20 protein-coding genes are annotated in these 26,804 nt (G+C 56.8%); 14 read left to right on the top strand and 6 right to left on the bottom strand.

Features of this window, described 5'->3' with window-relative positions; translation table 11 throughout:
• The first annotated feature begins 45 nt into the window (after positions 1–45).
• The 10 genes from gltB to rfbA all read left to right on the top strand — a co-directional run bounded on the left by gltB (position 46) and on the right by rfbA (position 17,626).
• Entirely contained in the window at positions 46–4,662 is a 4,617-nt protein-coding gene (gene gltB, locus THISIDRAFT_RS07170) for a glutamate synthase large subunit (protein WP_006787660.1), read from the top strand.
• Positions 4,655–6,121 carry a glutamate synthase subunit beta gene (locus tag THISIDRAFT_RS07165; protein WP_006787659.1) on the top strand — a complete coding sequence of 489 codons (1,467 nt, stop codon included), beginning with the start codon at positions 4,655–4,657 and terminating at the stop codon, positions 6,119–6,121. Before gltB ends, THISIDRAFT_RS07165 begins: the two co-directional genes overlap by 8 nt.
• 139 nt (positions 6,122–6,260) lie before the next feature.
• The gene (gene dnaQ, locus THISIDRAFT_RS07160; RefSeq protein ID WP_006787658.1) at positions 6,261–6,983 is read left to right on the top strand and encodes a DNA polymerase III subunit epsilon; all 723 of its coding nucleotides are present in this window, start codon (positions 6,261–6,263) and stop codon (positions 6,981–6,983) included.
• 3 nt (positions 6,984–6,986) lie between these two features.
• Positions 6,987–10,916 (top strand): ATP-dependent RNA helicase HrpA, encoded by a 3,930-nt coding sequence (gene hrpA / locus THISIDRAFT_RS07155; RefSeq protein ID WP_040852454.1) that lies wholly within the window; start codon positions 6,987–6,989, stop codon positions 10,914–10,916.
• A gap of 82 nt (positions 10,917–10,998) precedes the next feature.
• The gene (locus tag THISIDRAFT_RS07150; protein WP_221913973.1) at positions 10,999–11,937 is read left to right on the top strand and encodes a DUF4351 domain-containing protein; all 939 of its coding nucleotides are present in this window, start codon (positions 10,999–11,001) and stop codon (positions 11,935–11,937) included.
• Positions 11,938–12,181: 244 nt separating this feature from the next.
• The gene (hisC, locus tag THISIDRAFT_RS07145; protein WP_006786807.1) at positions 12,182–13,309 is read left to right on the top strand and encodes a histidinol-phosphate transaminase; all 1,128 of its coding nucleotides are present in this window, start codon (positions 12,182–12,184) and stop codon (positions 13,307–13,309) included.
• Positions 13,310–13,363: 54 nt separating this feature from the next.
• On the top strand, positions 13,364–14,254 hold the full coding sequence (locus THISIDRAFT_RS07140; RefSeq protein WP_006786806.1) for a prephenate dehydrogenase/arogenate dehydrogenase family protein: 891 nt from the start codon (positions 13,364–13,366) through the stop codon (positions 14,252–14,254).
• A gap of 142 nt (positions 14,255–14,396) precedes the next feature.
• Positions 14,397–16,097: an autotransporter assembly complex protein TamA gene (locus THISIDRAFT_RS07135; RefSeq protein WP_246585346.1), complete on the top strand. Its 1,701-nt coding sequence runs from the start codon at positions 14,397–14,399 to the stop codon at positions 16,095–16,097.
• A 128-nt stretch (positions 16,098–16,225) separates the two neighbouring features.
• Positions 16,226–16,663 carry a hypothetical protein gene (locus tag THISIDRAFT_RS07130; protein ID WP_006786804.1) on the top strand — a complete coding sequence of 146 codons (438 nt, stop codon included), beginning with the start codon at positions 16,226–16,228 and terminating at the stop codon, positions 16,661–16,663.
• A gap of 96 nt (positions 16,664–16,759) precedes the next feature.
• Positions 16,760–17,626 (top strand): glucose-1-phosphate thymidylyltransferase RfbA, encoded by an 867-nt coding sequence (rfbA, locus tag THISIDRAFT_RS07125; RefSeq protein WP_040851755.1) that lies wholly within the window; start codon positions 16,760–16,762, stop codon positions 17,624–17,626.
• A 237-nt stretch (positions 17,627–17,863) separates the two neighbouring features.
• Here the strand turns inward: rfbA and THISIDRAFT_RS07120 are convergent, their stop codons facing one another.
• From THISIDRAFT_RS07120 to THISIDRAFT_RS07095, 6 genes are all read right to left on the bottom strand, one after another.
• Entirely contained in the window at positions 17,864–19,651 is a 1,788-nt protein-coding gene (locus THISIDRAFT_RS07120) for a prepilin-type N-terminal cleavage/methylation domain-containing protein (protein WP_006786802.1), read from the bottom strand.
• Between the two features lie 14 nt (positions 19,652–19,665).
• Positions 19,666–19,911 carry a hypothetical protein gene (locus tag THISIDRAFT_RS07115; RefSeq protein ID WP_139063976.1) on the bottom strand — a complete coding sequence of 82 codons (246 nt, stop codon included), beginning with the start codon at positions 19,909–19,911 and terminating at the stop codon, positions 19,666–19,668.
• 92 nt (positions 19,912–20,003) lie between these two features.
• Positions 20,004–20,939: a PilX N-terminal domain-containing pilus assembly protein gene (locus tag THISIDRAFT_RS07110; protein ID WP_006786800.1), complete on the bottom strand. Its 936-nt coding sequence runs from the start codon at positions 20,937–20,939 to the stop codon at positions 20,004–20,006.
• An 83-nt stretch (positions 20,940–21,022) separates the two neighbouring features.
• Entirely contained in the window at positions 21,023–21,265 is a 243-nt protein-coding gene (locus THISIDRAFT_RS07105) for a DUF4351 domain-containing protein (RefSeq protein WP_006786799.1), read from the bottom strand.
• Between the two features lie 85 nt (positions 21,266–21,350).
• Entirely contained in the window at positions 21,351–22,181 is an 831-nt protein-coding gene (locus THISIDRAFT_RS07100) for a PilW family protein (RefSeq protein WP_006786798.1), read from the bottom strand.
• Positions 22,182–22,208: 27 nt separating this feature from the next.
• The gene (locus THISIDRAFT_RS07095; RefSeq protein WP_006786797.1) at positions 22,209–22,739 is read right to left on the bottom strand and encodes a GspH/FimT family pseudopilin; all 531 of its coding nucleotides are present in this window, start codon (positions 22,737–22,739) and stop codon (positions 22,209–22,211) included.
• 207 nt (positions 22,740–22,946) lie between these two features.
• Between THISIDRAFT_RS07095 and THISIDRAFT_RS07090 the strand changes: the two genes are divergently transcribed.
• From THISIDRAFT_RS07090 to tal, 4 genes are all read left to right on the top strand, one after another.
• Positions 22,947–23,339 carry a type IV pilin protein gene (locus THISIDRAFT_RS07090; RefSeq protein WP_006786796.1) on the top strand — a complete coding sequence of 131 codons (393 nt, stop codon included), beginning with the start codon at positions 22,947–22,949 and terminating at the stop codon, positions 23,337–23,339.
• 140 nt (positions 23,340–23,479) lie between these two features.
• On the top strand, positions 23,480–24,637 hold the full coding sequence (locus tag THISIDRAFT_RS07085; RefSeq protein WP_418896126.1) for an MFS transporter: 1,158 nt from the start codon (positions 23,480–23,482) through the stop codon (positions 24,635–24,637).
• Positions 24,638–24,799: 162 nt separating this feature from the next.
• Entirely contained in the window at positions 24,800–25,372 is a 573-nt protein-coding gene (locus THISIDRAFT_RS07080) for an NnrU family protein (protein ID WP_006786794.1), read from the top strand.
• 286 nt (positions 25,373–25,658) lie between these two features.
• Positions 25,659–26,780, top strand: a complete 1,122-nt coding sequence (gene tal / locus THISIDRAFT_RS07075; protein ID WP_006786793.1) for a transaldolase — start codon at positions 25,659–25,661, stop codon at positions 26,778–26,780.
• Positions 26,781–26,804 lie beyond the last annotated feature (24 nt).

Below are 26,804 nucleotides of genomic sequence, written 5' to 3'. Positions count from 1 at the left end.
GTTTTCCTTATATTTTTATGTTTTTTACACGCGAGAGTAACTTCCATGAGCCTTCGTGCCCTTCCCCCCGCGCAGGGACTTTATGACCCTGCGCTTGAACACGACGCCTGTGGCGTTGGGTTCATCTGCCATATCAAAAATCAAAAAAGTCATGCCATTGTCGCCCAGGGTCTGGAAATTCTGGAGCGTCTGGCGCATCGCGGTGCAGTGGGTGCTGATCCGAAGGCGGGTGATGGTGCGGGCATTCTGGTGCAGATTCCGGACGCTTTTTTCCGGGCGGTGCTGGATTTTACCCTGCCAGCCGTGGGGCATTATGGCATCGGCATGGTGTTTTTGCCGCAAGATGGCGCGCTGCGGGCACAATTGGAGCAGACCATTGCCCGCTATATCGACGAAGGCGGACAACGCCTGCTGGGCTGGCGTGATGTGCCGGTGGATAACCGTGACCTGGGGGTGAGTGTGTTGCCCTCCGAGCCGGTGGTGCGTCAGGTATTTATCGAGCGTGGGGCAAATTGTGCCGACCAGGACAGTTTCGAACGCAAGCTGTTTGTGATCAGGAAACGCATGGATAATGCGATTCGTGAGCTGGGACAAAGCGCCTATTATGTGTGCTCAATGTCTTCACGCACGGTGAATTATAAGGGGATGCTGCTGGCAGATCAGGTGGGCAAATATTATCTGGATTTGCAGGATGAGCGCTTCACCAGTGCCCTGGCTTTGGTGCATCAGCGTTTTTCCACCAATACCTTTCCGACCTGGGACCTGGCGCAGCCATTTCGTATGGTCTGCCATAACGGCGAGATCAACACCCTGCGCGGTAATGTGAACTGGATGGCCGCACGCCGACATACCATGCGCTCTGAGGTGTTGGGCGATGATCTGGATTCCATCTGGCCGCTGATTCCTGAGGGGCAGTCGGATTCGGCCTGCTTTGATAATGCGCTGGAATTGCTGGTGATGGGCGGTTATTCGCTGGCCCATGCGATGATGATCCTGATTCCCGAGGCCTGGTCTGGCAATGTATTGATGGATGAGCAGCGGCGGGCCTTTTATGAATACCACATGGCGCTGATGGAGCCGTGGGATGGCCCGGCGGCGATGGCCTTTACCGATGGCCGCCAGATCGGTGCCACCCTGGATCGCAATGGCTTGCGGCCGGCGCGCTATCTGGTGACCAATGATGACATCGTGATGATGGCCTCGGAGATGGGCGTTTTGGATATTGCCCAGGAGCGCATCATCAAGAAATGGCGCCTGCAACCGGGCAAGATGCTGCTGATTGATCTGGAGCAGGGGCGCATCATTGATGATCAGGAGATCAAAACCCAGCTTGCACAGGCCAAGCCCTATGGCGAATGGCTGAAAAAAACCCAGATCCGTCTGGAAGAATTGCCCACCAGCGTGGGGCCGATGTCACCCGATGATGCCACCTTGCTGGATATGCAGCAGGCCTTTGGCTATACCCAGGAGGATCTGAAATTCCTGCTCACGCCGATGGTGCGCGATGGCGCCGAGGCGGTTGGCTCGATGGGGGCTGACAATCCGGTATCCGTACTCTCCAGCCGTTCCAAACATCTCTCCACCTATTTCAAACAGAATTTTGCCCAGGTCACCAATCCACCGATTGATCCCATCCGCGAGGAATTGGTGATGTCGCTGGTGTGCATCATTGGCCCGCGTCCGAATCTGTTGGGCATTCACGATGCCGGCAAGCACTGGCGTCTGGAAACCGCCCAGCCGGTGTTGACCAATCAGGATCTGGAGCGCATCCGCCATATTGAATACAGCCTCGCTGGGACCTTCCGCACGCGCACCCTGGATATGGTCTATCCCGCCAGCGAAGGGGCGCAGGGCATGGAGGCGGCACTGGCGCAGCTGTGTCAGCAAGCCGAGCAGGCGGTGCTGGATGGCTACAATATCCTGATTCTCTCGGATCGCAACACCAACTATAACCACATCCCGATTCCGGCCCTGCTGGCCACGGCGGCAGTGCATCATCACCTGATCCGCCGGGGGCTGCGTACCAGCTCAGGGATTGTGGTGGAAACCGGCGCAGCCCTGGAAGTACATCATTTTGCCACCCTGTCAGGCTATGGGGCTGAGGCGATTAACCCCTATCTGGCCTTTGATACCATTGAGTCCCTGTTGCCCTCGCTGGGAGCGTCTTTGAGCTTTGAGGAGGCGCAGAAGCGCTATATCAAGGCGATTGGCAAGGGCTTATTGAAGGTGATGTCGAAAATGGGCATCTCCACCCTGGAATCTTATTGCGGCGCGCAGATTTTCGATGCGGTCGGGTTGCATAGCACCTTCATTGAAAAATATTTCACCGGCACACATGGCCGCATCGAAGGCATTGGCCTGTCTGAGGTGGCGCGTGAGGCGGTGCGTCTGCATACCCAGGCCTATGGCGGCGAGCATATTTATCGGCGTCAACTGGACGTGGGCGGGGATTATGCCTTCCGCATTCGCGGCGAGGATCATGTCTGGACGCCGGATACCATCGCCAAATTACAGCACGCCACCCGCGCCAATGATGCCAAGACCTATGAAGAATATGCGCACCGGATCAACGAGCAAAACGAGCGCCTGCTGACCTTGCGCGGTCTGATGGACTTTGATTTTGCCCCCACGCCGATTCCGCTGGAAGAGGTCGAACCGGCCAGCGAGATTGTCAAGCGCTTTGCCACCGGGGCGATGTCCTTTGGGTCCATCTCCTACGAGGCGCATTCCAATCTGGCCAAAGCGATGAATGCACTCGGCGGCAAATCCAACACCGGCGAGGGTGGCGAAGAACCCGAACGCTTTACCCCGCTGCCCGATGGACGCGCCAATCCAGAGCGTTCTGCGATCAAGCAGGTAGCCTCCGGGCGCTTTGGGGTGACGACGGAATATCTGGTCAATGGCGATGAGATTCAGATCAAAATCGCCCAAGGGGCCAAGCCCGGCGAGGGCGGGCAACTACCCGGTCACAAGGTCAATGCCCAAATTGCGCGGGTGCGTCATTCCACCCCTGGCGTGGGGCTGATTTCGCCGCCGCCGCATCATGATATTTATTCCATTGAAGACCTGGCGCAACTGATTCATGACCTGAAAAACGTCAACCCCGAGGCGCGCATCTCCGTCAAGCTGGTGTCTGAAATCGGCGTGGGTACGGTGGCTGCCGGAGTGTCTAAGGCGCATGCCGATCATGTCACCATTTCCGGCTATGAAGGCGGCACCGGGGCCAGTCCGCTGACCTCGATTAAACATGCCGGCAGTCCGTGGGAAATCGGTCTGGCCGAAACCCATCAGACGCTGGTGCTCAACCGCCTGCGCGGGCGCATTGTGGTGCAAACCGATGGAGGTCTGCGCACCGGGCGCGATGTGGTGATTGGGGCGCTGCTGGGCGCGGATGAATTTGGCTTTGCCACCGCGCCCTTGATTGTCAGTGGCTGCATCATGATGCGCAAATGCCACTTGAATACCTGCCCGGTTGGGGTTGCCACCCAGGACCCGGAATTGCGCAAGCGCTTTACCGGTCAGCCGGAGCATGTCATCAATTACTTCTTCTTTGTGGCCGAAGAGGTGCGCCAGCTGATGGCGAAACTGGGTTTCCGCACCTTCAAGGAGATGATCGGTCAATCGGATCGCCTGCAAATGCGCCGTGCCATCGAGCACTGGAAGGCCCAGGGGCTGGATTTCTCCAGACTTTTGCAAAAACCGCAGATGCCTGCCGAAGTCGCCGTTCATCACTGCGAACAGCAACAGCACGGGCTGGAACATGCGCTGGATCATACCCTGATCGCCCAGGCCGAAGCAGCGCTGCTACGCGGTGAACCGGTGCGCATCAACACCACCGTGAAAAATTACAACCGCACCGTTGGCGCCATGCTCTCCGGACGGGTCGCGCAACGCTATGGTCATGCCGGTTTGCCCGATGACACCATCTACATCAAGGCTCAAGGCATCGGCGGGCAGTCCTTTGGGGCATGGCTGGCGCGTGGGGTCACGGTAGAACTGGAAGGCGAGGCCAATGACTATGTGGGCAAAGGCTTATCCGGCGGGCGCATCGTGATTTATCCGCCCAAACAGGCCGCCATTGCCCGGGCTGAGGACAATATCATCGTCGGCAATACCGTGCTGTATGGGGCCATCAATGGCGAATGCTATTTCCGTGGTGTGGCCGGTGAGCGCTTTGCGGTGCGCAATTCCGGCGCCTATGCGGTGGTCGAGGGGCTGGGCGATCATGGCTGTGAATACATGACCGGCGGTATCGTAGTGTGTCTGGGGCAAACCGGGCGCAATTTTGCTGCCGGGATGTCAGGCGGTATTGCCTATGTCTATGACGAGGATGGGGATTTTTCCCAGCGCTGCAACCAGGCGATGGTTGAGCTGTTGCCCATCAGCGCCGCTGAAGACAGCGAAGGCGTCGATGAGGCCGCGATTCTGGGTGATGCCACGCGCTATGACGCCGCCCGCTTGCAGCTGTTGATCCGTCGTCATCTGCACTACACCGATTCGGCGCTGGCCCGCCATCTGCTCGAAAACTGGGCGCAAAGTCTGCCGCGTTTTGTCAAGATCATGCCGGTGGATTACCGCAATGCACTGGAACAGATCAAGGCCAAGCAAAGCCGCCCACCACATGTTAACAAGCCGCTCAAGGGGATTGCCGTCTATGGGTAAGCCAACCGGATTTATGGAATATCAACGCCGCGACCGCCGCTATGATGCGGTTGCCAAGCGCGTGGTACATTATCAGGAGTTCGTCCTGCCACTGCCTGCCGATGAACTCAAACAACAGGGCGCCCGCTGCATGGATTGCGGCATCCCCTTTTGTCATCAGGGCTGTCCGATCAACAATATCATCCCGGATTTCAATGATCTGGTCTATCGCAACGACTGGCGTCAGGCCATCGAAGTCCTGCACTCCACCAACAATTTCCCCGAGTTCACCGGGCGCATTTGTCCGGCACCGTGCGAGGCTGCCTGCACCCTCAACATTGATGATGTCCCGGTCACCATCAAGACCCTGGAATGCGCCATCATTGATCGCGCCTGGGCTGAGGGCTGGATCAAGCCACAGGTAGCCCAGCGGCGCACCAGCAAACGCATTGCCGTGGTCGGCTCTGGTCCGGCGGGCCTGGCCTGTGCCCAGCAACTGGCCCGCGCCGGGCATTATGTCGCGGTGTTTGAAAAGGCCGATAAGGTCGGCGGCCTGCTGCGCTATGGCATCCCCGATTTCAAACTCGACAAGAGGTTGATTGATCGGCGCGTGTCCCAGATGCGCACCGAAGGCGTGGAGTTTCACACCAACACCCACGTCGGGGTCGATGTCTCTGTAGCGCAACTGCGCCGTGATTACGATGCGCTGGTACTGGCTGGCGGGGCGGAAAAACCCCGCGACTTGCCCGCAGCGGGACGCGAACTCAGCGGCATTCACTTTGCGATGGACTTTCTGGCCCGCAACAGCAAGCGCGTGCAAGGCGTATTTGTGCCCGATGAGGACTTCATCAGCGCCGAGGGCCGTGATGTCTTGGTAATCGGCGGTGGCGACACTGGCTCAGACTGCATCGGCACCTCCAACCGCCACGGGGCACATTCTGTCACCCAGATTGAAATCCTCGACCAACCCCCGGAAAAGGAAAACAAGGCCCTGACCTGGCCCAACTGGCCCAACCGGATGCGCACCTCCAGTTCACAGGAGGAAGGCTGCACGCGGATGTGGAATATCGCCACCAAACGCTTTGTGGGCGATGACCATGGCCGGGTCAAGGCGGTGGAATACATCAAGGTGCGCTGGGAAAAAGATGCCCAAGGGCGTTTTACCATGCACGAAATCCCCGGCAGCGAAGGCGTGATCAAGGCCGACCTGGTCTTGCTGGCAATGGGCTTTGTGCATCCGGTGCAGGAAGGCATGCTGGCTCAACTTCAGGAGCAGGCCGGGCTTGCGCTGGACGGACGCGGCAACATCGCCGCCCCCACCGAAGGCGACACCGCCTATCACACCAGCAGCCAAGGCATCTTCGCCGCCGGTGATATGCGACGCGGCCAATCGCTGGTGGTCTGGGCCATCCGCGAAGGTCGCCAATGTGCCCGGGCCGTGGACTGCTGGCTGATGGGCAGCTCTGACTTGCCCAGATAAGCAAGCACCCCCCTCCTTATTTCAAGGAGGGGTACCCGAAGGGCGGGGTGGTTAGTTTTTACACCTGACCCCCTCCCCGCCTGCGGCGAGACTCCCCCTTGGCAGGGGGAGAGTTTTTCCCCACGCCAATGAGACTGTCATGCAACGCCAGATTATTCTCGATACCGAAACCACCGGCCTTGAACCCGCCCAGGGACACCGCATCATCGAAATCGGTGCGGTGGAGCTGATTGAGCGGCGTCTCACTGGCCAGCACTTCCATCACTACCTGCAACCTGATCGCGAGATTGATGAAGAAGCCCGCGCCGTCCACGGTATCAGCAACGAATTTCTCGCCGACAAACCGCGCTTTGCCCAGATAGCCGATGAATTTCTCGCCTTTGTCAGCGGGGCGGAACTGATCATCCACAACGCCCCCTTCGATGTGGGCTTCATTGATGCGGAACTGGCGCGGCTTACCCCCCATCCCGGCAAACTCGGCAGCCGCTGCCACATCACCGACACCTTGGTCATGGCCAGGCGCCTGCATCCCGGCTCCCGCGTCAGCCTGGACGCCCTGTGCAAACGCTATGGCGTAGACAACACCAACCGCGAACTGCACGGCGCCTTGCTGGATGCGCGCATCCTGGCCGAGGTCTATCTGGCAATGACCGGTGGCCAGGTCACCTTGCTGTTAGCCAGCGCACAAGACAGCAGCAGCGCCGCCGACACCGCACCACAGCAGCGCCGCCTGACAGACCCTCGCCCCAGCTTAAAAATCGTGCGCGCCAGCGCCGCCGAACAACACGCTCACGCCCAGTTTTTACAGCAACTGAGAAAAAGCAGCGGCAGCCCATGCCCCTGGCCAGGCGCCGACGCTTAGCCCATGATTGATTCTTTTGCACAGTGTATGGCGCAGGATGTGCCTTTGTTACAAAACCGGCTGCGCCGTTTATCACAGCGTCAGGCGCAGGCAAAACCGGCAGATCGTTTGGCACATGCCCTGGAGCAGGCCGTGGCTGAGTCGATGGCCAAGGTGGCGCAGCGGGTGGCCGGTGTGCCGGTGCCGCGTTTTGCCCAGGATTTGCCGGTGAACCAGCACCGTGCTGAGATTCTGGCGTTGTTGCAGCAACATCAGGTTTTGGTGGTGTGTGGCGAAACCGGTTCTGGTAAGACCACGCAATTGCCACAGCTGTGTCTGGCGGCGGGACGCGGGGTACGCGGTCTGATTGGACATACCCAGCCGCGCCGCATTGCTGCCCGCACGGTGGCGATGCGCATTGCCGAGGAGCTGGGCAGCCCCTTGGGTCAGGCCGTGGGCTTTAAGGTGCGTTTTGCCGATCAGACGCGCCCGCAAAGTTATATCAAGTTGATGACCGATGGCATTTTGCTGGCGGAGTTGCGTCACGATCCGCTGCTGCGCCAGTACGATACCTTGATCATTGATGAGGCGCATGAGCGCAGTCTCAATATTGATTTTCTGCTGGGTTATTTGCGCCATATTCTCCCGCAACGCCCCGATTTAAAACTGATTATCACCTCAGCGACGCTCGATCCTGAGCGCATTGCCGCCCATTTTGGTAAGGCGCCGATGTATACCGTGCCGGGGCGCACCTATCCGGTGGAGGTTCGCTACCGCCCGGTGGCAGGGGAGGATGAGGACGAACGCGAGCGCGATCTGTACACGGCGATCACTGACGCGGTGGATGAGCTGGCGCGTGAGGGGCCGGGAGATATCCTGATCTTTTTGCCAGGGGAGCGCGAGATTCGCGAGGCCAACGAGGCCCTGCGTCAGCATCACCCCAAGCATACCGAGATTTTGCCGCTGTATGCACGTCTGTCCGCCGCCGAGCAGCAGCGCGCCTTTCAGCCGCATCGTGGACGGCGCATCATTCTGGCCACGAATGTGGCGGAAACCGCATTGACGGTGCCGGGGATTCGCTATGTCATTGATACCGGGCTGGCACGGATTGCCCGTTACAGCCCGCGTTCGCGCCTGCAGCGGCTGTCGCTGGAGGCAATTTCGCAAGCCTCTGCCCAGCAGCGCAGTGGCCGCTGTGGCCGCCTGGGGCCGGGGATTTGTATACGGCTATACAGCGAAGAGGATTTTGCCACGCGTCCGGCCTTCACCGATCCGGAAATTCTGCGCACCCATCTGGCGGCAGTGATTTTGCAGATGGCGAGTCTGGGGCTGGGCGATCCGGCGGATTTCCCTTTCATTGATCCACCGGATACCCGCCAGATCAAAGACGGCTACCAGCTATTGACCGAACTCAAGGCGGTGGATGCCCAGAGCCAGATCACCGCGCTGGGGGCACAGCTGGCGCGCCTGCCGCTGGACCCGCAATTGGGCGCCATGCTGCTGGCGGCTGAACGTGAGGGAGCTTTGCCGGAGGTGTTGATTGTGGCCAGTTTTCTAGCCCTGCAAGACCCGCGTGAACGGCCCGCCCAAGCGCGTCAGGCCGCCGATCAGGCGCATGCTATCTTTCGTGATACGCGCTCGGATTTTCTCGGTATTCTCAATCTCTGGGATCAGTATCACGAGCAGGCCCGGCATCTGTCGCGCAATCAATTACGCGCCTGGTGCAAGACCCATTTTCTCTCCTATCTGCGGATGCGCGAATGGCACGAATTACACGGTCAACTGCGTGCCGCCCTGAGCGAATTGCCGCGCACCGGGGCGCAGTCTGCAACGCCAGCGCCCACGCCCGCCAAGCACCGCCCGCCTTCAGTGTCACCCGCGCCGCCGCCCGCTGAGATCAATACCGTGGGCCTGCACCGCGCCTTATTGGCAGGACTGCCCAGCAGCATTGGCCAGCGCACGGAAAAAGGCGATTATCTGGGCACCCGCCAGCGGCGCTTTTTGCTGCATCCGGCCTCGGCACTGGCCCGCAAGCCACCGCGCTGGGTGTTGGCCGCCGAGATCACCGAAACCACGCGGGTATTTGCGCGTGAATGTGCCGCCATTGCCCCTGAATGGGTTGAGGAGGTGACCGCACACCTGCTCAAAGAACATCTCTATGAGCCACATTTTCAGGAACGTAGCGGGCGGGTGGGGGCCTATGCGCAAGTCAGTCTGCATGGTCTGATCATTAACCCCAAAAAGCGCGTCAACTATGCCCAGAGCCATCCGCAGGCAGCGCGTGAACTGTTTATCCGTGAAGGTCTGGTCAATGCCCGACTGCGTACCCGGGCGCCCTTTCTGGCGCATAATCAGGCATTGATTGCCGAGATTGAGGCCCTGGAAGCCAAGGGACGGCGGCGTGACTGGCTGGCCGATGAACAGGTGATTTATGATTTTTATGCGCAACAGTTGCCGCCACAGGTCTGCGATGGCCCCAGTCTGGAACACTGGTATCGCCAGGCTAGCCGCAAACAGCCGCAGTGCTTGCGGCTCACCCGTGAACAGGTGTTGCAGCAATCCCCGGCGCTGCTGGGGCCGGAGCAGTTCCCCGACTGGCTGGAACACCACGGCCTGCGCCTGCCGCTCACCTATCGCTTTGAACCCGGACAGCCCGACGATGGCGTGACCCTGACCCTGCCAGCTGCGGCGCTGAACACCGTGGAAGACTGGCTGGGCGAATGGCTGGTCCCCGGCCTGCTGGAAGAAAAACTCACCGCCCTGATTAAAAGCCTGCCCAAAGCCTTGCGGCGGCATTTTGTCCCCGCCCCGGATTTTGCCCGCGCCGCGCTAGAGCGCCTGGAAAGCCGCGAAGGGCCATTATTGGCGCCCTTTGCCAGTGCCTTGCAGCAGATCACCGGGGTGGTGATTCCCCCGGATGCCTGGCGCGTGGAGCTGCTGGACGCGCATCTGCGAATGCGTTATCGCATCCTCGACGCCGATGGCAACACCGTTGCGGCAGAGCGCGATCTGGCTACCCTGCGCCAAAATTTACAGGCCGTGGCCCAGCAGGCCCACGCCGCCGCCCGTCCCCAAGGCTTTGAGCGCACCCGCCTGACACAGTGGGATTTTGGCCCGCTGCCAGAATCTGTGGATTTTGTGCAGCATGGGATGTCGCTGCGCGGCTATCCAGCGCTGCAGGATCAAGGGGATTGTGTCGATCTGGTGCTGTGTGATACCCCGCTGGGTGCCCGCATTCTGCATCAGCACGGCCTGGGACGCCTGTTTATGTTGCAGTGTGGCGATACCCTCAAATATCTGCGACGCCAGCTCCCCGGCATCGAAGATCTGTGCCTGAAATACACCGCCATCGACAGCTGCGAGGCCCTCAAAGACGATCTGCTCAAGGCCAGCATCCAGCGCTGTTTTCTGGTGCATCCCTGGCCCACCGATGCAGCACAGTTTGCCCACAGATTAGAAATTGGGCGTGCTCAACTGGTAGCCACGGCAACTGAATTGACCCTCTTGGTCGGCGAGATTCTCGATCAATACCGGGCGCGCCTGAAACAAACCCGGGGTAATCTGCCCTTGTCGTGGATTGAGGCCTGTGCCGATATTGAAGATCAGCTGCAATATCTGCTCTATCCCGGCTTTATCTGGCAAACCCCAGCGTCGTGGCTAAGCCAGTTGCCGCGCTACCTGCGGGCGATTGAACGCCGCCTGGCGCGGGTCGATCAGGCCCCCGACAAAGACCGGCGCATCCGCGTGGAATTATTGCCGCTGTGGGAACAGTGCAAAGCACGTCTTGCCCAGCGTCGCCCATACGACCCGGCACTCCCGGCAGAGGTGCTGGCACACGACCCGCGCTGGCTGTTTGAAGAACTGCGGGTATCGCTGTTTGCCCAGGAATTAGGCACCACCGCCAAAATCTCGGTCAAACGCCTCGCCCAACAGCTACACGAAACCCCCTCATAGAGGTAGCCTGTGGCGGGAGCGCTGGCATTATGGAGCGCCGAGTTTTACTCGGCTGGTCTTTGAACAGGTTCTAAATCACCCTATGAGCCACGATCAAAACTTCAAAAACCTGATCCTCGACTATCCCCAACAAGCCATTGAGCTGTTCGCACCCGAGGAGGCCGAGGGGCTGCGCGATCCCGCAGTGCGCATCCTGCCGGTGCGTGAGGAACAGCTCAAGGAACGCCTTGGCGAGCGTTTTCGTGAACTGGACACGCCCTTGCTGGTGGAATGGCCCGACCAGCGGCGCGAAGCACTGCTGTTTTTATTTGAGGAAGACACCCAGGCACGGCGCTTTTCCGTGCACCGCCTGATTCACTACTGCGTTGACATCAGCGAGTTGCTCAACATCCAGCGACTGGTACCCGTGGTGATTTTTCTGCAGGGTAAAGCACGCCCACAACCCTTCACCCTCAGCGGTGATGCGGGCGAGTATCTCTGGTTTCGCTATCTCGCGTATGCTTTTCGTGGGCAACGCGCCGAGGATCACTATACCAGTGACAACCTCATTGCCCGGCTGAATCTGCCCAATATGCGCTATTCGCCGTCACAGCGGGTCGAAGTCTATGCGCACGCGGTGCGTGGCCTGCTCAGCTTGGAACCCGACCGCGACCGCCAGCTAAAATACCTCGACTTTATCGACATCTACGCTCATTTAAGTGAGGACGAACGTATGACTTACCAACAACACTATGCTAACGATGCCACCACCGTCAGCGGCTTTGCCCAACGGTTTTTGAAGCAGGGGATTGAGCAGGGCATTGAGCAGGGCATTGAGCAGGGCATTGAGCAGGGCATTGATCGTGGACGCATCGAAGGCGAGAGTGCACTGCTGACACGCCAATTACACAAGCGATTCGGTACGCTGGATGAAGCGACGCAAGCGCGGCTGCGCGGGGCCAGTATTGAGCAGCTGGAACGCTGGGGTGAGCAATTCGTCGAGGCACAAACACTTGATGATGTGTTTCGCGAGACGCCATGATCAACCGCTCATGGGAGCGCTCCGTGGCGAACGCAAGATGCATCCGCCACGTTTTTATGCCAAGCTGGGGCTCGGCGCGCTCATACGCGTGTTCAAAAATTAACTCTTTGATTTACAAAGCCTAATAAAAAAACATTCAATTCATCTGTAAAATTGATCAAAATGACCTGATTGTTTTCACAGGTAAGGCGCATGCCTCCTGCCTCTGCGGTGCAACCCCTGATTTTTTTGGAGAATGGTGAGTATGTCGATTGATTATTTGGCCTTGGCGCTTGACGGTGTGCGTGATTTGCACCCGTATCAACCGGGTAAGCCAATTGAGGAGTTGGAGCGCGAGCTGGGTATTTCCCACAGTATCAAGCTGGCTTCAAATGAAAATCCGCTGGGCCCCAGCCCCAAGGCCTTGCAGGCCATTAAAGATCAGCTTAGTGGCCTGGCGCTGTATCCTGACGGGAATGGCTTTGCGCTGAAGGCGCGGTTGGCCCAGCAGCATCAGCTTGGGGTGGAATGTATCACGCTGGGCAATGGTTCCAATGATGTGCTGGAGCTGATCGGGCGGGCGTATCTTGGCCCAGGGCGGGCGGCGGTGTTTGCGGCCCATGCCTTTGCGGTGTATCCGTTGGTGACGCAAGCCTGCGGCGCAACGGCCAAGGTCGCCAAGGCCTATCCGGCGGATCATCCGACCATGCCGTATGGTCACGATCTGGACGCCATGCGGGCGCTGCTGGATGAGACGGTGCGGGTGGTGTTTATCGCCAATCCGAATAATCCTACGGGGACGTGGCTGCCTCGTGATGCAGTGTATAGCTTTTTGCGCGAAGTCTCACCGCAGACGCTGGTGGTGGTCGATGAGGCGTATCAGGAATATGTGCAGGAGGCTGATTATCCGGATTGCAGCGAGTGGCTTGAGGCGTTTCCCAATCTGTTAGTGACCCGTACGTTTTCCAAGATTTATGGGCTGGCCGGTTTGCGCATCGGCTATGCGCTGTCGCATCCAGCGGTGGCGGATGTGCTCAACCGGGTGCGCCAGCCTTTCAATACCAGCACCCTGGCCCAGCTTGCAGCGGTGGCGGCGCTGGATGATCAGGCCCACGTTGCCGCCAGCGTGCAGCTTAATCAGGCGGGATTATTGCAGCTAAGCGAGGCCTGTCAGGCGCGGGGGCTGGCGTTTATTCCCTCGGTGGGCAATTTCCTCAGTATTGATGTCGGCCGTCCGGCTGGGCCGGTGTATGACGCCTTGTTGCGTGAGGGCGTCATTGTGCGTCCGATTGGCGGTTACGGCATGCCGCAGCATTTGCGTGTTACCATTGGAACCTCAAACGATAACCAGCGATTTATTGACGCTTTGGATCGCGTGTTGGCGCGTGCCTAGACGCCACTCGCGCCCCGCCAGCGCGCTGGGACGATTCACGCAGATGAAATAATGATGATTAACCGTTTATGTATTTTTGGCGTGGGCCTGATGGGCGGCTCACTGGCGCTGGCCTTGCGACGTGCGGGACAGGTGGGCGAAGTGGTCGGCTGTGGCCGTTCCAGGGCCAATCTGGAAGAAGCGCTGAGCTGCGGGATTCTGGATCGCTATGAGCAGGATCCGGCGCAGGCGGTGCGTGGCGCTGATATGGTTTTGCTGGCCGTGCCATTGGGGGCGATGCACAGCGTCTGTGTGGCGATTCGCGATCATTTGGCCGCGGATGCGGTATTGACCGATGTGGGCAGCGCCAAGGGAAGCGTGGTTGAGGATGTGCGGGCGGCCTTCGGGACATTGCCGACGCAGTTTGTCCCTGGTCATCCCATTGCCGGCACCGAAAAAAGCGGCGCCACAGCCGCTTTTGCCACGCTGTATGAAAAACGGCGGGTGATCCTCACGCCCTTGCCCGAAACGGCACCGCAGGCCTTGGCGCGGGTGCGCATGATGTGGGAGTTGACCGGCGCGGTGGTGGAAGAAACCACGGTGACGCATCACGACGAGGTTCTGGCGGCCACCAGTCATTTGCCGCATCTGCTGGCCTTTGGCCTGGTCGATAGCCTGGCGCAGCAGGGCGAACGCGAGGAAATCTTTCGCTATGCGGCGGGCGGCTTTCGTGATTTTACCCGCATCGCTTCCAGTGATCCGGTGATGTGGCGAGATATTTGTCTGGCCAATCGAGAGGCCATCTTGCAGGCCTTGGCGCATTTCGAGGCCGATCTGCACGCCATCAAGCAGGCGGTGCGCAATGAAGATGGACATCAGTTGCTGGCCTGTTTCCAGCGGGCCAAGGTGGCGCGTGACCGCTTTTGCGACATCGTGGCCACATCCCCAGAGATGGGCCCGGAATAATCCATTGTGTTTAATCGTAGCGGCGGCGTCTCGCCGTCGCTCAATTCACTCAGCCCTCGCGTTCTGGTTTGATTCTATGCGCTTTTCTTGCCAATCTGCATTCCGGACAATCTCCCTGGTTTGGGCATCTGTTGTGCTGTGCGTGTTTGGTGCAAGCACCCTGCTGGCCGCAGAGCCTACGCCAGTGATCACCATCGAGGGCGTGAGCGAGGCACAGGAGGCCAATATCCGCGCCTATCTGTCCCTGGATCGTCTGGGCTGTACCTTAACGGAGACGCAAAGCCGCCTGGCGCAGCGTCGCGCTCATAATGAAGTACACGATGCCTTGCGTGCCCTGGGGCATTATCAGCCGGAGATCGACCTTCAATGGCGCACGGAGGAAACATGCTGGTCGCTGCATCTGCACATTCAGCCGGGGCCGCCGGTGCGGATTCGCAGTCTGCGTGAGACGGTGCAGATTACTGGCGCCGGGGTACAGGAGGCGCCCTTTCGCGAACTGCTGGCCAATCTACCGATGCGCACCGGCGATGTCTTGCGTCATGATCAATACGAGGCGCTGAAATCCGCCATGACCCGCATTGCCAATACGCGGGGCTATTTTGATGCCCGCTTTATCGAGCAAAGTCTGCGGGTAGATCGACAGGCGTTGACGGCGGATATCGTGTTGCACTTTGACACCGGCGCGCGCTATCAATTTGGCGAAATCGAACTCCAGCAAGACAGCCTACGGCCTGAGCTGGCGGGTAAATTTATCCCCTTCAAGCCGGGCGATGCCTATGACAGCCGCGACCTCATCGCCTTGCAGCAAGGCTTATTGGACAGCGGCTATTTTGACACGGTGCGGGTCAATGCTGATCCACAGAGCGCAGAAAACCGCGTCATCCCCGTGGTGGTGGAATTTACCCCACGCCCGCGCTGGGTGTATCTGGCCGGCGTGGGGGCATCCACCGATACCGGTCCTCGGCTGCGTTTAGGGCTGGAAAATCGCCGCGCCAACCGCGCCGGGCATCGCTACGAAACTGATCTGGAACTCTCGCCGGTGCGCTCCTCGCTGGGTCTGAATTATGAGATTCCGATGGACGATCCACGCCGTGAGCGCATCAATCTCAGCGCCCGCTTCAAAACCGAGGATACCGATACCAGCAAAAGTGACTTATGGCAGTTTGGCGCCGCGCATGTGCGTGAATATCCCTCTGGCTGGATCAAGACCCAGGCCTTAAGCTTTGAGCGCGAAGACTTCACCATCGGCGGCCTTACCCGGCGCACCGATCTGCTCATGCCCGTGCTGGGATTGCAACGCACCCGCTCCGATCATCCAGTGTTTCCCTCCCGTGGTTGGCGCGTGAATACCAGCGTGCGCGGCGCCAGCGAAGAAGTGGTTTCCTCGGTGTCGTTTTTACAGTGGCAGGGACGGGCAAAAGTGATCGAACCGCTCGGCCCAGGGCGCGTGATTGCCCGCCTGGATTCCGGCACCACCTGGGTGGATGAATTCAGCGAACTGCCCGGCTCGGTGCGCTTTTTCGCCGGGGGTGATACCAGCGTGCGCGGCTATGCCTATCAAAGCCTCGGGCCCAGCAACAAAGACGGGCGTATCATCGGAGGCCGCCATCTCCTCGCCGGTAGCCTGGAATACGAATACCCACTGGTGAAGGATTTCAGCGCAGCGGTGTTTGTCGATGGCGGCAATGCCTTTGAACGCCTGGACGAATTTGATGCCCGCTATGGCGTCGGTGCAGGCATCCGCTGGCGCTCGCCCATTGGCCCGATTCGCATCGATATCGCCCATCCCACCGACAGCACAGACCACTTCCGTTTGCATCTCAGTATGGGCGCTGATCTTTGAGCGTGAGCCGTGCCGGGCAGGTGTTTCAGGTGGTCAAACGGGGCAGCATCATCTTGATGCCGCTCTAAATTCGCGCTATGTTCCAGCGTCCAGCCACACCCGCTGGCGGGATTTTTGCGGAGAAACTCATGAACATTGAACAGCGTTTAAGCCAATTAGAAAAAGAACTGGCAGCAAGCAAGCGGCGCCATCGCTGGACGCTTAGCGTACTGCTTTTGATACTCACGCTGGGCCTGTTGACCCAGGGCTATAGCTCACCCGGCGCGGATCAGCCCCCGCTGCATGAAGTGCGCGCCCAGCAGTTTGTTTTGGTCGATGAACGCGGCAACATACGCGGACGTTTGGGAATGATCGACAACGAGCCCACCTTACTGCTGCGCGACGAACACAGCGAGATTCGTATCGGACGGCGCACTGATCGCTACTCCACCTTCCTTGGCATCAATGACGTGCGCGGTGAAATTCGCTTAGGTCTGCGTACTGCCCGCGATGGGCCGGTGCTGTTTTTGCAGGATGAACGCGGCGGTGAAGTCACCGGCCCGCTGTTAGACAATGGCCTACGTTAAGCGCCCGCACAGGTACGCATTTTGATACATTCATCGCGGCGGCACCGTCCAGGTGTCGCATCAACCCCATCCCATCCCCCGCTCCGACGCAAAGGCATCATCCTTGCCGGTGGCTCAGGGACCCGCCTCTATCCGGTGACACAGGCGATTTCCAAACAATTGCTGCCGGTATACGACAAACCGATGATCTACTACCCCCTGTCCACGCTCATGCTGGCAGGGATTCAAGACATCTTGCTGATTTCCACCCCCCAGGATTTGCCGCGTTTTCAGGCCCTGCTGGGGGATGGTTCCCAGTGGGGCATTGCCCTGTCTTATATCGAACAGCCCTCGCCCGATGGGCTGGCGCAGGCGTTTTTACTGGGAGAATCCTTCATCGGGCAGGATCATGTCACCCTCATTCTGGGCGACAATCTTTTTTACGGACACGACCTGCGCAAACAACTACAGGCCGCCAGCGCACAGCGCGAGGGCGCCACCGTCTTTGCCTATGCGGTCAACGATCCACAGCGATATGGCGTCGTGGAATTTGACGCCCAGCGCAAAGCCATTCATCTGGAAGAAAAACCCCAGCGCCCCAAATCCCGCTACGCGGTCACCGGCCTGTATTTTTATGATCCCACGGTGATTGAGATTGCCAAAGCCGTGCGCCCCTCAGCGCGGGGTGAACTGGAGATCACCGATGTCAACCGCCACTATTTAGCGCAGGGGACATTACAGGTGGAGATTTTCGGGCGCGGCATGGCCTGGCTGGATACCGGCACCCATGATGCACTGCTGGAGGCTTCCAGCTTTATTGAAACCATCGAACGCCGCCAGGGGCTGAAAATCGCCTGTCCCGAGGAAACCGCCTACCGCCAGGGATTTATCAACGCAGCCCAAGTGCAACAGCTCGCCGAACCCATACGCAAAAGCCCTTACGGCCAGTATTTATTGCGTATGCTTGAGGAAACGATTTACTGAGGAAACGATCGGCTGTTGACTTCAGAATCATGCAGGTGTAATGCCGGAGGGCTTACCTTAAATACCGCTGGTCTAAGGAACTCATCTGATTGTGTATCTTGAGAAGGCTGGTCTTACGGTAAGATTTTGGAGGTATTATGGGATACTGACGTTAAAAAATGCGCCTCAATGGACTAACCATTAAGGCGCATTTAAAATAATTTAACTTAATCTTCTTCTATCGCAGCTATTTAAAGATTATGGCGTACAAATATTTGTGCCACAGTTAGGGCAGTTAGACCCTTTTTGATGAATCGTAAAATTAAATCCATCATGGTACGCGCCCTCTTCTGATTCCTCCGCCTCTCCACCTACATCAGCCAAAGGTAATCCGCTGAAATTGATCCTGCTCTTTAAATCACCATCAAGCCCATTTTCAAAGCGATTGCCAACTTTGAGATAGCCTGAAGCGGTGCTAGGGACTATATGGCATATTTTGCCGGCTTCGCTGTAGCTAATACTTAAATTACCTTCCCAGCTATCTGCTGTATAGCCATCCACATTAGATAATTCACATATGTAATCATATCTGACGCTACCCGTGACAACTGCTCTGCTTCCAACCGCGCAGGGAATTCCATCAATATTCAATTCAGTAACTAGCAAAGGATTATGCTGGTTGCCGCCAAGCGTTATCCTTCCTTTAATACTTAAAATAGGCTTTCCACCTTCGCTGATTTCAGTCGTGTCAGCACAAACTAAACTTTTACGTCGATCATCTTTATTCATGCAAAAATGCCTACCTGAATTACTTGCAAATAGTGCAGATTTTTCATCTAGAGGATCTTCGCATTTTTTATCAACAGCTTTTCCTTTTATTTCAGCTAAAAGAAAATGATGGTCTTCATAGTGTTCTGCTTCGTATCGGTCACCATTTCCATTGTCACCGTAAGCAGGATCAACACCGATCCCCACCGCTCTATATACACTACCAATTTTTTCGTAGCTGCGATATTGACGACGAGTGCTCAAAGCAGGAAAAGTGTTTTCCCAAGCAACGACAGAACCTTCAGCCGGAACAGTCGAGCCGGAGCGGCCTACACAGATGCGATCACTTCCGGGGGCGCTGCCTAGTCGATGAATACCGATGTTACCATACCAACCTTCACCGACATAACACTGATAAATGAAGTAATCAAAACCTTCATCAGAAAATAATGTATATTTAAAATCGTTACCCCCGGTATGTCCAGAACCATAATCTGAACCATCAGAAAATATTCGAGTGCAATGAGAGGCGTCTGAAGATATAACGAGCATATTTTCTGGATCAACATCTTTTGCTTTCATGTCATCATCAAAGTAAACTCGGCCATTGATGGTGCTAAAGCCTTCTTCTGGTGTTGATCCATACATAGTCATAATCACATAACCATCTTCTCCTACGAGCTTTACCTCATCCCCATCAATATAGGTATATGTTCCATCATGTATATCTCCGCTATTTGAAGGCACTAAATTTTGATCTTCGACGCGAAGAGTTTCTGGATCAACTGTTCCTTCTCCCATTCTTGCTCTACCCGTTGGAGAGTCAATGATACCGCCACCCGGCAAAACACCTTTGGCTACGCTACCAGCAGCTAGTGGGTCATCACAGACCACCTCGGATTGTACAGAAACGGTATGCGAATCACTTTTTGCATCCGTCCAGGCAACTGAAACCACAAGACCTAGTCTGTCGGGATTTGCGGTATGCGTGAGCGCTATTGTCCGTGTCATTGCTGCATTGGTGCCTGTGATGCTTGTTGTGGCGCCCTGAAAACTGGCCAATGCCGTGCAATCCGCTTCCATAACACGGGTTCGCATTTCCTCCAGTTGTGCATTTGCCAGTTGCACTGCTTCTGTACGAGCTTTCGATAGACTGCTACCCGCAATCAAATCGCCATGCAGGCGAGCAACCGCAAGTAGACCAATGGAGACAATCACCAGGGCAATCAGTGACTCAATAAGGGTTATACCTCGAAGCTGTTTTAAATATGTGTACATAATGATTTACCTCTCTATAACCAGTCACGCCAAGTACCAGAAACAGGACTTCTGCGTCCCAAGCTTCCCGCATTTGAAGCTGAGACGGGATCGTAGATGAAATAAGGAGTTCCAGCTGCCTTCTCAATTTCCCCTTGAATAATTGATGAACCATAAAACTCTGGATTTCCAACGCTTCTAAAATCTCCTGTAATAAAAAGAACTCCATAAAATTTATTCATTGTCCCCGTTGCGCGGGCATTTCCATTGATTACCAACACCACAGGATTCTCCCGTGAACCTATCGTGCCAGAGAGATCCGCATAGCTTCCTGCTGCAACATCAACCCATACAACCTGTCCCGCGACATTACTTAGATTAATAGTTGTATCTGTCTGTATAATAGTAGCAACATTTTTTTATAATCTGTCGGATTCATTCCCATAAAATTTCTGAAAAAATCTTGGCCAGATAATGAGCTAAGCGATAGATCATAATCGATAATATCATGCCCTATCACTGATTTATTTGAAGTGCAAATGTACTTTCCGGTGGCCTGACAATTAGCAGGTTTTCCTGGTAATAGATCTAGGTCGGTTAGATTCTCTAATGAAGGCACAGGGTATTCTGGAGCGCGAACAAAGGTATTACCCGGATTTCCGTTTAAATCTAATTCTCCGCCTGCCCAGACAGTTAGGTTATTAAACAGGTTGAATACCCTTGCATTACCATTGACCAATGTTGAGCCTTTGGATATAACAGGATTTGTTGGTGGAAATCCTAAAGATGGCCCTGCTTCTGTGCGAATCATAGCAACCTTTCGGGCGGAAAGATCGTCACTCCAACCGCAGGAGTAGATTAAGGTGCTGCGTGTGCTGTCTGGATTATTAGTCCCCATCGCTGCGGGATTTTCAGGGCATTGCGGCGGGGCAGCATTGGGATCAGGATCCCATAAGCGTGCGCGATAGATCATTCCAGCTCCATTTGCATCCAAATCGGCTAAAAATAATTGATTTACATCAATGCCACCGCCCTGCACATACGCCACAGCCCGCTCCAACCCCGCCTGCGCGGCATTGGCGGCTTGCTTGGCGCGTACCTCATTGGCAGACATGCGCTGTTCCATCGAGGCAGTACGGGCGGTGAAAATGACCGTGAGCGTCACCGCCAGCAGAATGATCACGGTCATAAACAGGGCAATCGCGCCGCGTTGGCGATGCGGCAACGGTCGGGGGCGGCTTGTATGGCGGTATCGCGTTGACGGCCTGCCTTCAGGCCGAAGCGCTACCGGGGGAGGGTGTCTATGCATGATACGGACTCCTGCGGTGGGTGGTGTCAATGGAGCGCCGAGTTGCACTCGGCTGTTTATTTACTGCTTGCCGATACGCCGACTTAACCCGCTTCCGCAAAGACAGCGGCTAAATCCGGCGCATCCAGAATACGTTCTGCCCAGTATTCGATTTCTTCAGGTTCAGCCTGCTCCAGGCGTTGTTCAAGTTCTTCAGGCAAGGCACCAAAACGGCATAATAACTGGCGTCTAAGCAGCGCTTTTTCACCTTCTCGCAAACCTTTCTGTCTACCACGCCGTTCGCCTTTGGATTCCCAGTGTTTGATCAGTACACTTGCATAAGGCACTGTATTGTCCTCCAGTAGCTGTTTGTTAATATCTACATGAGGGTAGCATTGACTGAACAACCCGCGAATCCGCTTTCATAGAGGCTCACGGCACAAGGAAGATGCGGTTATTGCGTATCTTGACCGTCTCTTGCAGGTTAACCCGAAGGTTTGCATCGTTGGCATGGTTGCCCGCCAGGGTAATATTGATCAGGCGGCTTTCTACCATCAGATCGCCTGAATCGGGCTCTACATAATCATCCGGCGTTCCATCTCCATCAAGATCGTCAACGATCACATCGGCCTCATCGGCCAAGCAGGCAGGTTCAGTGATTTCAGCCGTGACAGTCCACCCCACATTTTGCGTGGTGTTAAAGCAGCGTGAGCCGACGGTGTCAAAGCTTAGCGCCGTTACCACAACAGCGGTTTTGTCTGTCAGCGGTGTCCAGATGGCATTTTGCGGCGCACAATTATTGGTTGGAGGATTGGCATTCCCCATCAACATTTCTACGGTATTTCCGTTTAGACGATACCCAAAAACCTCCTGCCCGCCCGCGCCCGCAAAATCGGCATCATAAGCAAACAGGATGCAATTACCACTGTTCAGGATATGAACATCACGCACAGCCCCATCACGGCGGGTAAAGGGATTCACAGGTAATTGATTCTCTGGTGTGCCCGCCTGTGCCTCGCTCCAAAAGCCCGCCCGTCGGATGTCGTCGGTCATAAAATTCATGGCCACCCGCACCTCCTGATTAAGACGCGCCGAACGCAGGGCATAGCCAGAACCATCCAATACGCTCATATAAATGCTGCCGACAATTCCCAGAACAATGAGCCCAATCACCAAGCCGATCATCAGCTCAACCAGGGTGAAACCGCGTGCGCGCGCGATGGGCTTGAAGGCGCTGTGCCGCTGTAAATAAAGGGTGCGCATGGTATTGATCTCCAGGCAAACGGTGAGCTAATTCAAGGCAATGCGCCCGGCCAGATTGACAGTGACGCTGCGTTGCTGATTTTTGGGCGTTTGTACGCTGAGGGTTAGCGTTTGATCAGCAGTACCGCGTACAAAGTTAAAGCGTACTTCGCTCGCTGCGGCAGGTGCGGTCAGGGTGATGTTGCGGAAATCATTTCCACTGACACGACGCAACACGCGCGTGGCGTTGCCGCTTTCCACCGCCGCAATGATGGTGCAGGCGTCTTCTTCTGCCACTGCGGTTTGCTGACAATCACATCCGGTAGTGTCGCTGATGCCAATACACCAACCGCTGCCATCACCCGGATCAACTACAAAAAACATATCGCGGGACTGTTTAATTGCCTCGGTGCGGGCCAGCTGCAGGTTTTCATATAAGGACTGAGAAGCCGCTGTCAGGCGCCGGTTATCCATAATATTCATGGCCGGGCTGGCAATACTGGCCAAAATGGCCAGCACCGTGATGGTGATCATCAGCTCCACCAAAGTGACGCCGGTCTGTCGGGTAAGCGTGTGCATGAGCGCGATCCTTCGGTTAATGGGTGGATGGTGGGTTTAAATGAAGTATAGTCCTGTTTTGGGGATTTGGAACGGTGGCACATGACCGTTCAGTGGTAAATAACGACCGTTCGTCGGAAAGTTCGGTCATGCGGTCTAAAACTATGTTGGAATAGCCGTGGCAAACGGCCAACGATACTGATTTTTATTGATAGAGGAGATGCGGTGATGCGCAGCAAAAAAGGCTTTACCCTGATTGAGTTAATGATTGCAGTGGCGGTGATTGCCATTATCGCGGCCATTGCCATTCCCAGTTATGCCAATTATGTGCGCAAGTCCAAGCGCGCCGATGCCCACACGGCGTTGCTGCGCATTCAGTTGGAACAGGAAAAATGGCGGGCGAATAATGCTAGTTATGGAACCTTGGTGAATATCGGCGTGAGTGAAAACTCGCCAGAGGGTTATTACACACTAACCATTACCAATACCAGCGCCACCGGCTACACTGCAACAGCCAATGCTAAAGCAGGTACATCTCAGGCCAATGACACCGGTTGCACCGGGATTGTCCTAACGCTCAACGCCAGCGGCGAAACCCGCACCCCGGCGACGTGCTGGTAATGAGTTTAACGCATCATTTTCGGAGGCAGCGAGCCTAAATCTGAACTCAATCAAGAGGGAAGTTTTGCGCATTTAGGGGCATAGACAAAGGAGAGTGAAAAAATCAGCGCGTTATCTGTTTTGAACGATGGCTTAGTGTATTGGTGACTGTGACACAATTTTACTGGAAGCTCTCCAGCTTTTATTTTTTCTATTTCGCCAGCATCGGTGCCTTCATCCCTTTCTGGGGATTGTATCTTCAAGGTCAGGGCTTGACGCCTGCGCAAATCGGCGAGTTGATGGCGATTGTGCTGGCGACCAAAATCATTGCGCCCAATATCTGGGGCTGGATTGCCGATCACACGGGGCAGCGGATGCGGGTGATTCGCATTGCGGCCTTGCTGGCCCTGCTGTGTTTTAGTGGGGTGTTGCTAAACTCGGGGTATTGGTGGCTGGCGGTGGTCATGGCGCTGTTTAGCTTTTTTTGGAACGCAGCCTTGCCACAATTTGAGGTCACCACCCTCAATAGCCTGGGGCAACATACGCACCGCTATGCGCATATTCGCCTGTGGGGGTCGGTGGGCTTTGTCGTGGCGGTCATGGCGCTGGGCGCTGCTCTGGAATATCTGGATATCGCGCGCTTGCCCTGGCTGGTGGTGCTATTGCTGGGTGCCTTGTGGCTAACCACGCTGAGCGTGCGCGAGGCCCCGGCGGTGGCGCCAACAAGCACGGCCCCCTCGCTGCGCGCTACATTGCGCGATCCTCGGGTGTTGAGCCTGCTGAGCGCGTGTTTTCTGATCCAGGCCAGCCACGGCCCTTACTATGCCTTTTTTACCCTTTATCTGGAGCAGCACGGCTATGCGCGCAGCCTGATTGGTCAACTCTGGGGGCTTGCGGTGCTTGCCGAGGTGGCGGTGTTTTTGGTGGCGCACCGCTTGCTGGTGCGTTTCAGTGCCGGGCGTTTATTGGCGCTGGCCTTGATATTGACCAGTCTGCGCTGGGGCTTGCTGGCCCTGTGGCCGGATATTTTCCCCGTGCTGCTGTTTGTGCAGGTGCTCCATGCGGCCAGCTACGGGCTGTTTCATGCGGCCGCCATTTCGCTGATTCATGCACTGTTCCCCGGACGCTTGCAAGGGCGCGGACAGGCGCTGTACACCTCGCTGGGCTTTGGTCTGGGCGGCGCAACGGGAAGCCTGCTGGCGGGGTATCTGTGGGAGGCGCACGGCGCCCAAAGCGTTTATTTCATGGCCGCCGGGCTGGCCGCAGCGGGTGTGCTCATGATGGGCCTATACCAACGTCGCGCCCAGCGCGTACCTTGAGTGCAGTTGTAGCGATAGCGCAAACAGCTAACATACAATAGACTTGGCTGCACCTTTGAATGGCAGCTTCTATCCTCAACATAAGGCGCGTGTTTTACCATCAACTCATGCAATGCCCTGCCTGCTGGCAGGCGCTGGATGACTACAGGAGCATATCATCTCGTGATCCTTCTTATTATCGGTTTAATCCTTTTTCTGGGCAGTCACTCGGTTTCCATGCTTGCCTACGGTTGGCGCACCCGGATGGTCGCCAAGGTCGGTGACAAAGCCTTTCAAGGGGTGCATTCCCTGATAGCCTTGGTCGGCTTTATCCTGCTCATCTGGGGCTATGGGCTGGCCCGTCAAGAGCCGGTGCTTTTGTATACCCCGCCAATGTGGCTGATGCATTCCGCCTGGCTTTTGATGCTGCCGGTTTTCCCTTTGTTCTTTGCCGCCTACCTGCCCGGACGCATCCAGGCCGCCGCCAAGCACCCGATGTTGGCCGCCGTCAAAATCTGGGCCTTTGCCCACTTGCTGTCTAACGGCAACCTGGCCGATGTCATCCTCTTTGGCGCATTCCTCATCTGGGCCGTGGCAGACCGCATCTCCCTGAAATATCGCCCGGCAACCCCGGTCAACGGCGCCCCCCCGTCCAAATACAACGACCTCATCGCCATCGTTTTGGGGCTGTTGGTATATACCGCCTTCATCTTCTGGCTCCACGGCTGGATGTTTGGCATTCCCCTGCTCAAATAACCCGCCCAAGGAGCGCGCCCTGTCAAAAACTCCCCTCCTTTTCAAGGAGGGGTGGCGCGTAGCGCCGGGGTGGTTAAAAGAGACTTCTGACCCCCTCCCCGCCTGCGGCGGGACTCCCCCTTAACAGGGGGGAGAGTCTTTGCCGCGTCGTGGCGACACCTTCCAGGTGTCGCTTTAAAACCAGCGAACGCAGGATGCGTCCGCCACGTCTGCTCATGAAGCCTATTTGGGGCGGGTTCGCGCTATAATTGTGCAATTGCGAAAAAACCACGAGGTAATTGACACTATGGCACACCCTAACCCCCTTTGCGCGCTGCGCGATTTCGGTCAGAGCATCTGGTATGACTATATCCGCAAGGATTTTGTCGAGTCCGGGGCGCTGCAGGCTTTGATTGCCGAGGATCGGCTTGGGGGGCTGACATCCAATCCGAGTATTTTTGACAAGGCGATTACCGGCAGTGATTTATATGATGCAGCGATTGCGCAGGCGGTTCGGGCGCATCCGGCCATCACGCCCACAGCGTTGTTTTACGAACTCGCGGTGGCGGATGTGCAAGGCGCCGCCGAGGCCTTTTTGCCGGTGTATCAGGCAACGGATGGCGCAGATGGTTATGTGAGTCTGGAGGTCTCGCCCACGCTGGCGCATGATACCCAAGGCACGATTGATGAGGCGGTGGCGCTGTGGCAGCGGGTTGATCGTCCGAATCTGATGATCAAGGTTCCGGCGACGGTGGCGGGGATTCCGGCGATTGAGCAGCTCATCGCCCAGGGGATCAATGTCAACGTGACTTTGCTGTTTTCGGTGGCACGTTATCAGGCCGTACTGGAGGCCTATCTGCGCGGTCTGGAGGCGCGTAGCCGCCAGGGCTTGCCGATTGCGCGCATTGCCTCGGTTGCCAGTTTCTTTGTCAGTCGGGTGGATAGCGCTGTTGATGAGGCCTTGGATGCCAGCACGGATAGCGCCGCTGCGCAGGCCTTGCGCGGCAAGATCGCCATTGCCAATGCCAAGTGTGCTTATGCGCACTTTCTGGCGACCTATCATAGCGCACGTCATGCCGCGTTGAATCAGGCCGGGGCACGTCCTCAGCGCCTGCTGTGGGCCAGTACCGGCACCAAAAATCCCGCTTATTCGGATGTGTTGTATGTGGAGACCTTGATCGGAGAGCATACGGTGAACACGGTGCCTCCGGCAACCTATGCGGCGTTCAAGGATCATGGCCAGCCCGCCGCTACGCTGGGCGAGGGTCTGGACGCCGCCGCGCAGGCACTGGCGCAGCTGACGGCGGTGGGGATTGCGCTGGAGCCGATCACCACCCGTTTGGAAGAGGAAGGTGTGCAGGCCTTTGCGGATGCCTTTGCGCATTTGCTGGCCGGTTTGCAGGCTAAGCGCGAACGCTTGGCGGCGTGAGCCCGCGACACACGCCCCGCGTTC

The organism is Thiorhodospira sibirica ATCC 700588, from assembly GCF_000227725.2.
Taxonomy (GTDB): Bacteria; Pseudomonadota; Gammaproteobacteria; order Ectothiorhodospirales; family Ectothiorhodospiraceae; genus Thiorhodospira; species Thiorhodospira sibirica.
This window is presented reverse-complemented; position numbering and strand designations above follow the sequence as displayed.

Bases quoted from the DNA above. Each gene is read 5' to 3' on its own strand.
- gltB (WP_006787660.1), top strand. From the start codon at position 46: ATGAGCCTTCGTGCCCTTCCCCCCGCGCAGGGACTTTATGACCCTGCG.
- THISIDRAFT_RS07165 (WP_006787659.1), top strand. From the start codon at position 4,655: ATGGGTAAGCCAACCGGATTTATGGAATATCAACGCCGCGACCGCCGC.
- dnaQ (WP_006787658.1), top strand. From the start codon at position 6,261: ATGCAACGCCAGATTATTCTCGATACCGAAACCACCGGCCTTGAACCC.
- hrpA (WP_040852454.1), top strand. From the start codon at position 6,987: ATGATTGATTCTTTTGCACAGTGTATGGCGCAGGATGTGCCTTTGTTA.
- THISIDRAFT_RS07150 (WP_221913973.1), top strand. From the start codon at position 10,999: ATGAGCCACGATCAAAACTTCAAAAACCTGATCCTCGACTATCCCCAA.
- hisC (WP_006786807.1), top strand. From the start codon at position 12,182: ATGTCGATTGATTATTTGGCCTTGGCGCTTGACGGTGTGCGTGATTTG.
- THISIDRAFT_RS07140 (WP_006786806.1), top strand. From the start codon at position 13,364: ATGATTAACCGTTTATGTATTTTTGGCGTGGGCCTGATGGGCGGCTCA.
- THISIDRAFT_RS07130 (WP_006786804.1), top strand. From the start codon at position 16,226: ATGAACATTGAACAGCGTTTAAGCCAATTAGAAAAAGAACTGGCAGCA.
- THISIDRAFT_RS07120 (WP_006786802.1), bottom strand. From the start codon at position 19,651: ATGTACACATATTTAAAACAGCTTCGAGGTATAACCCTTATTGAGTCA.
- THISIDRAFT_RS07110 (WP_006786800.1), bottom strand. From the start codon at position 20,939: ATGCATAGACACCCTCCCCCGGTAGCGCTTCGGCCTGAAGGCAGGCCG.
- THISIDRAFT_RS07100 (WP_006786798.1), bottom strand. From the start codon at position 22,181: ATGCGCACCCTTTATTTACAGCGGCACAGCGCCTTCAAGCCCATCGCG.
- THISIDRAFT_RS07095 (WP_006786797.1), bottom strand. From the start codon at position 22,739: ATGCACACGCTTACCCGACAGACCGGCGTCACTTTGGTGGAGCTGATG.
- THISIDRAFT_RS07090 (WP_006786796.1), top strand. From the start codon at position 22,947: ATGCGCAGCAAAAAAGGCTTTACCCTGATTGAGTTAATGATTGCAGTG.
- tal (WP_006786793.1), top strand. From the start codon at position 25,659: ATGGCACACCCTAACCCCCTTTGCGCGCTGCGCGATTTCGGTCAGAGC.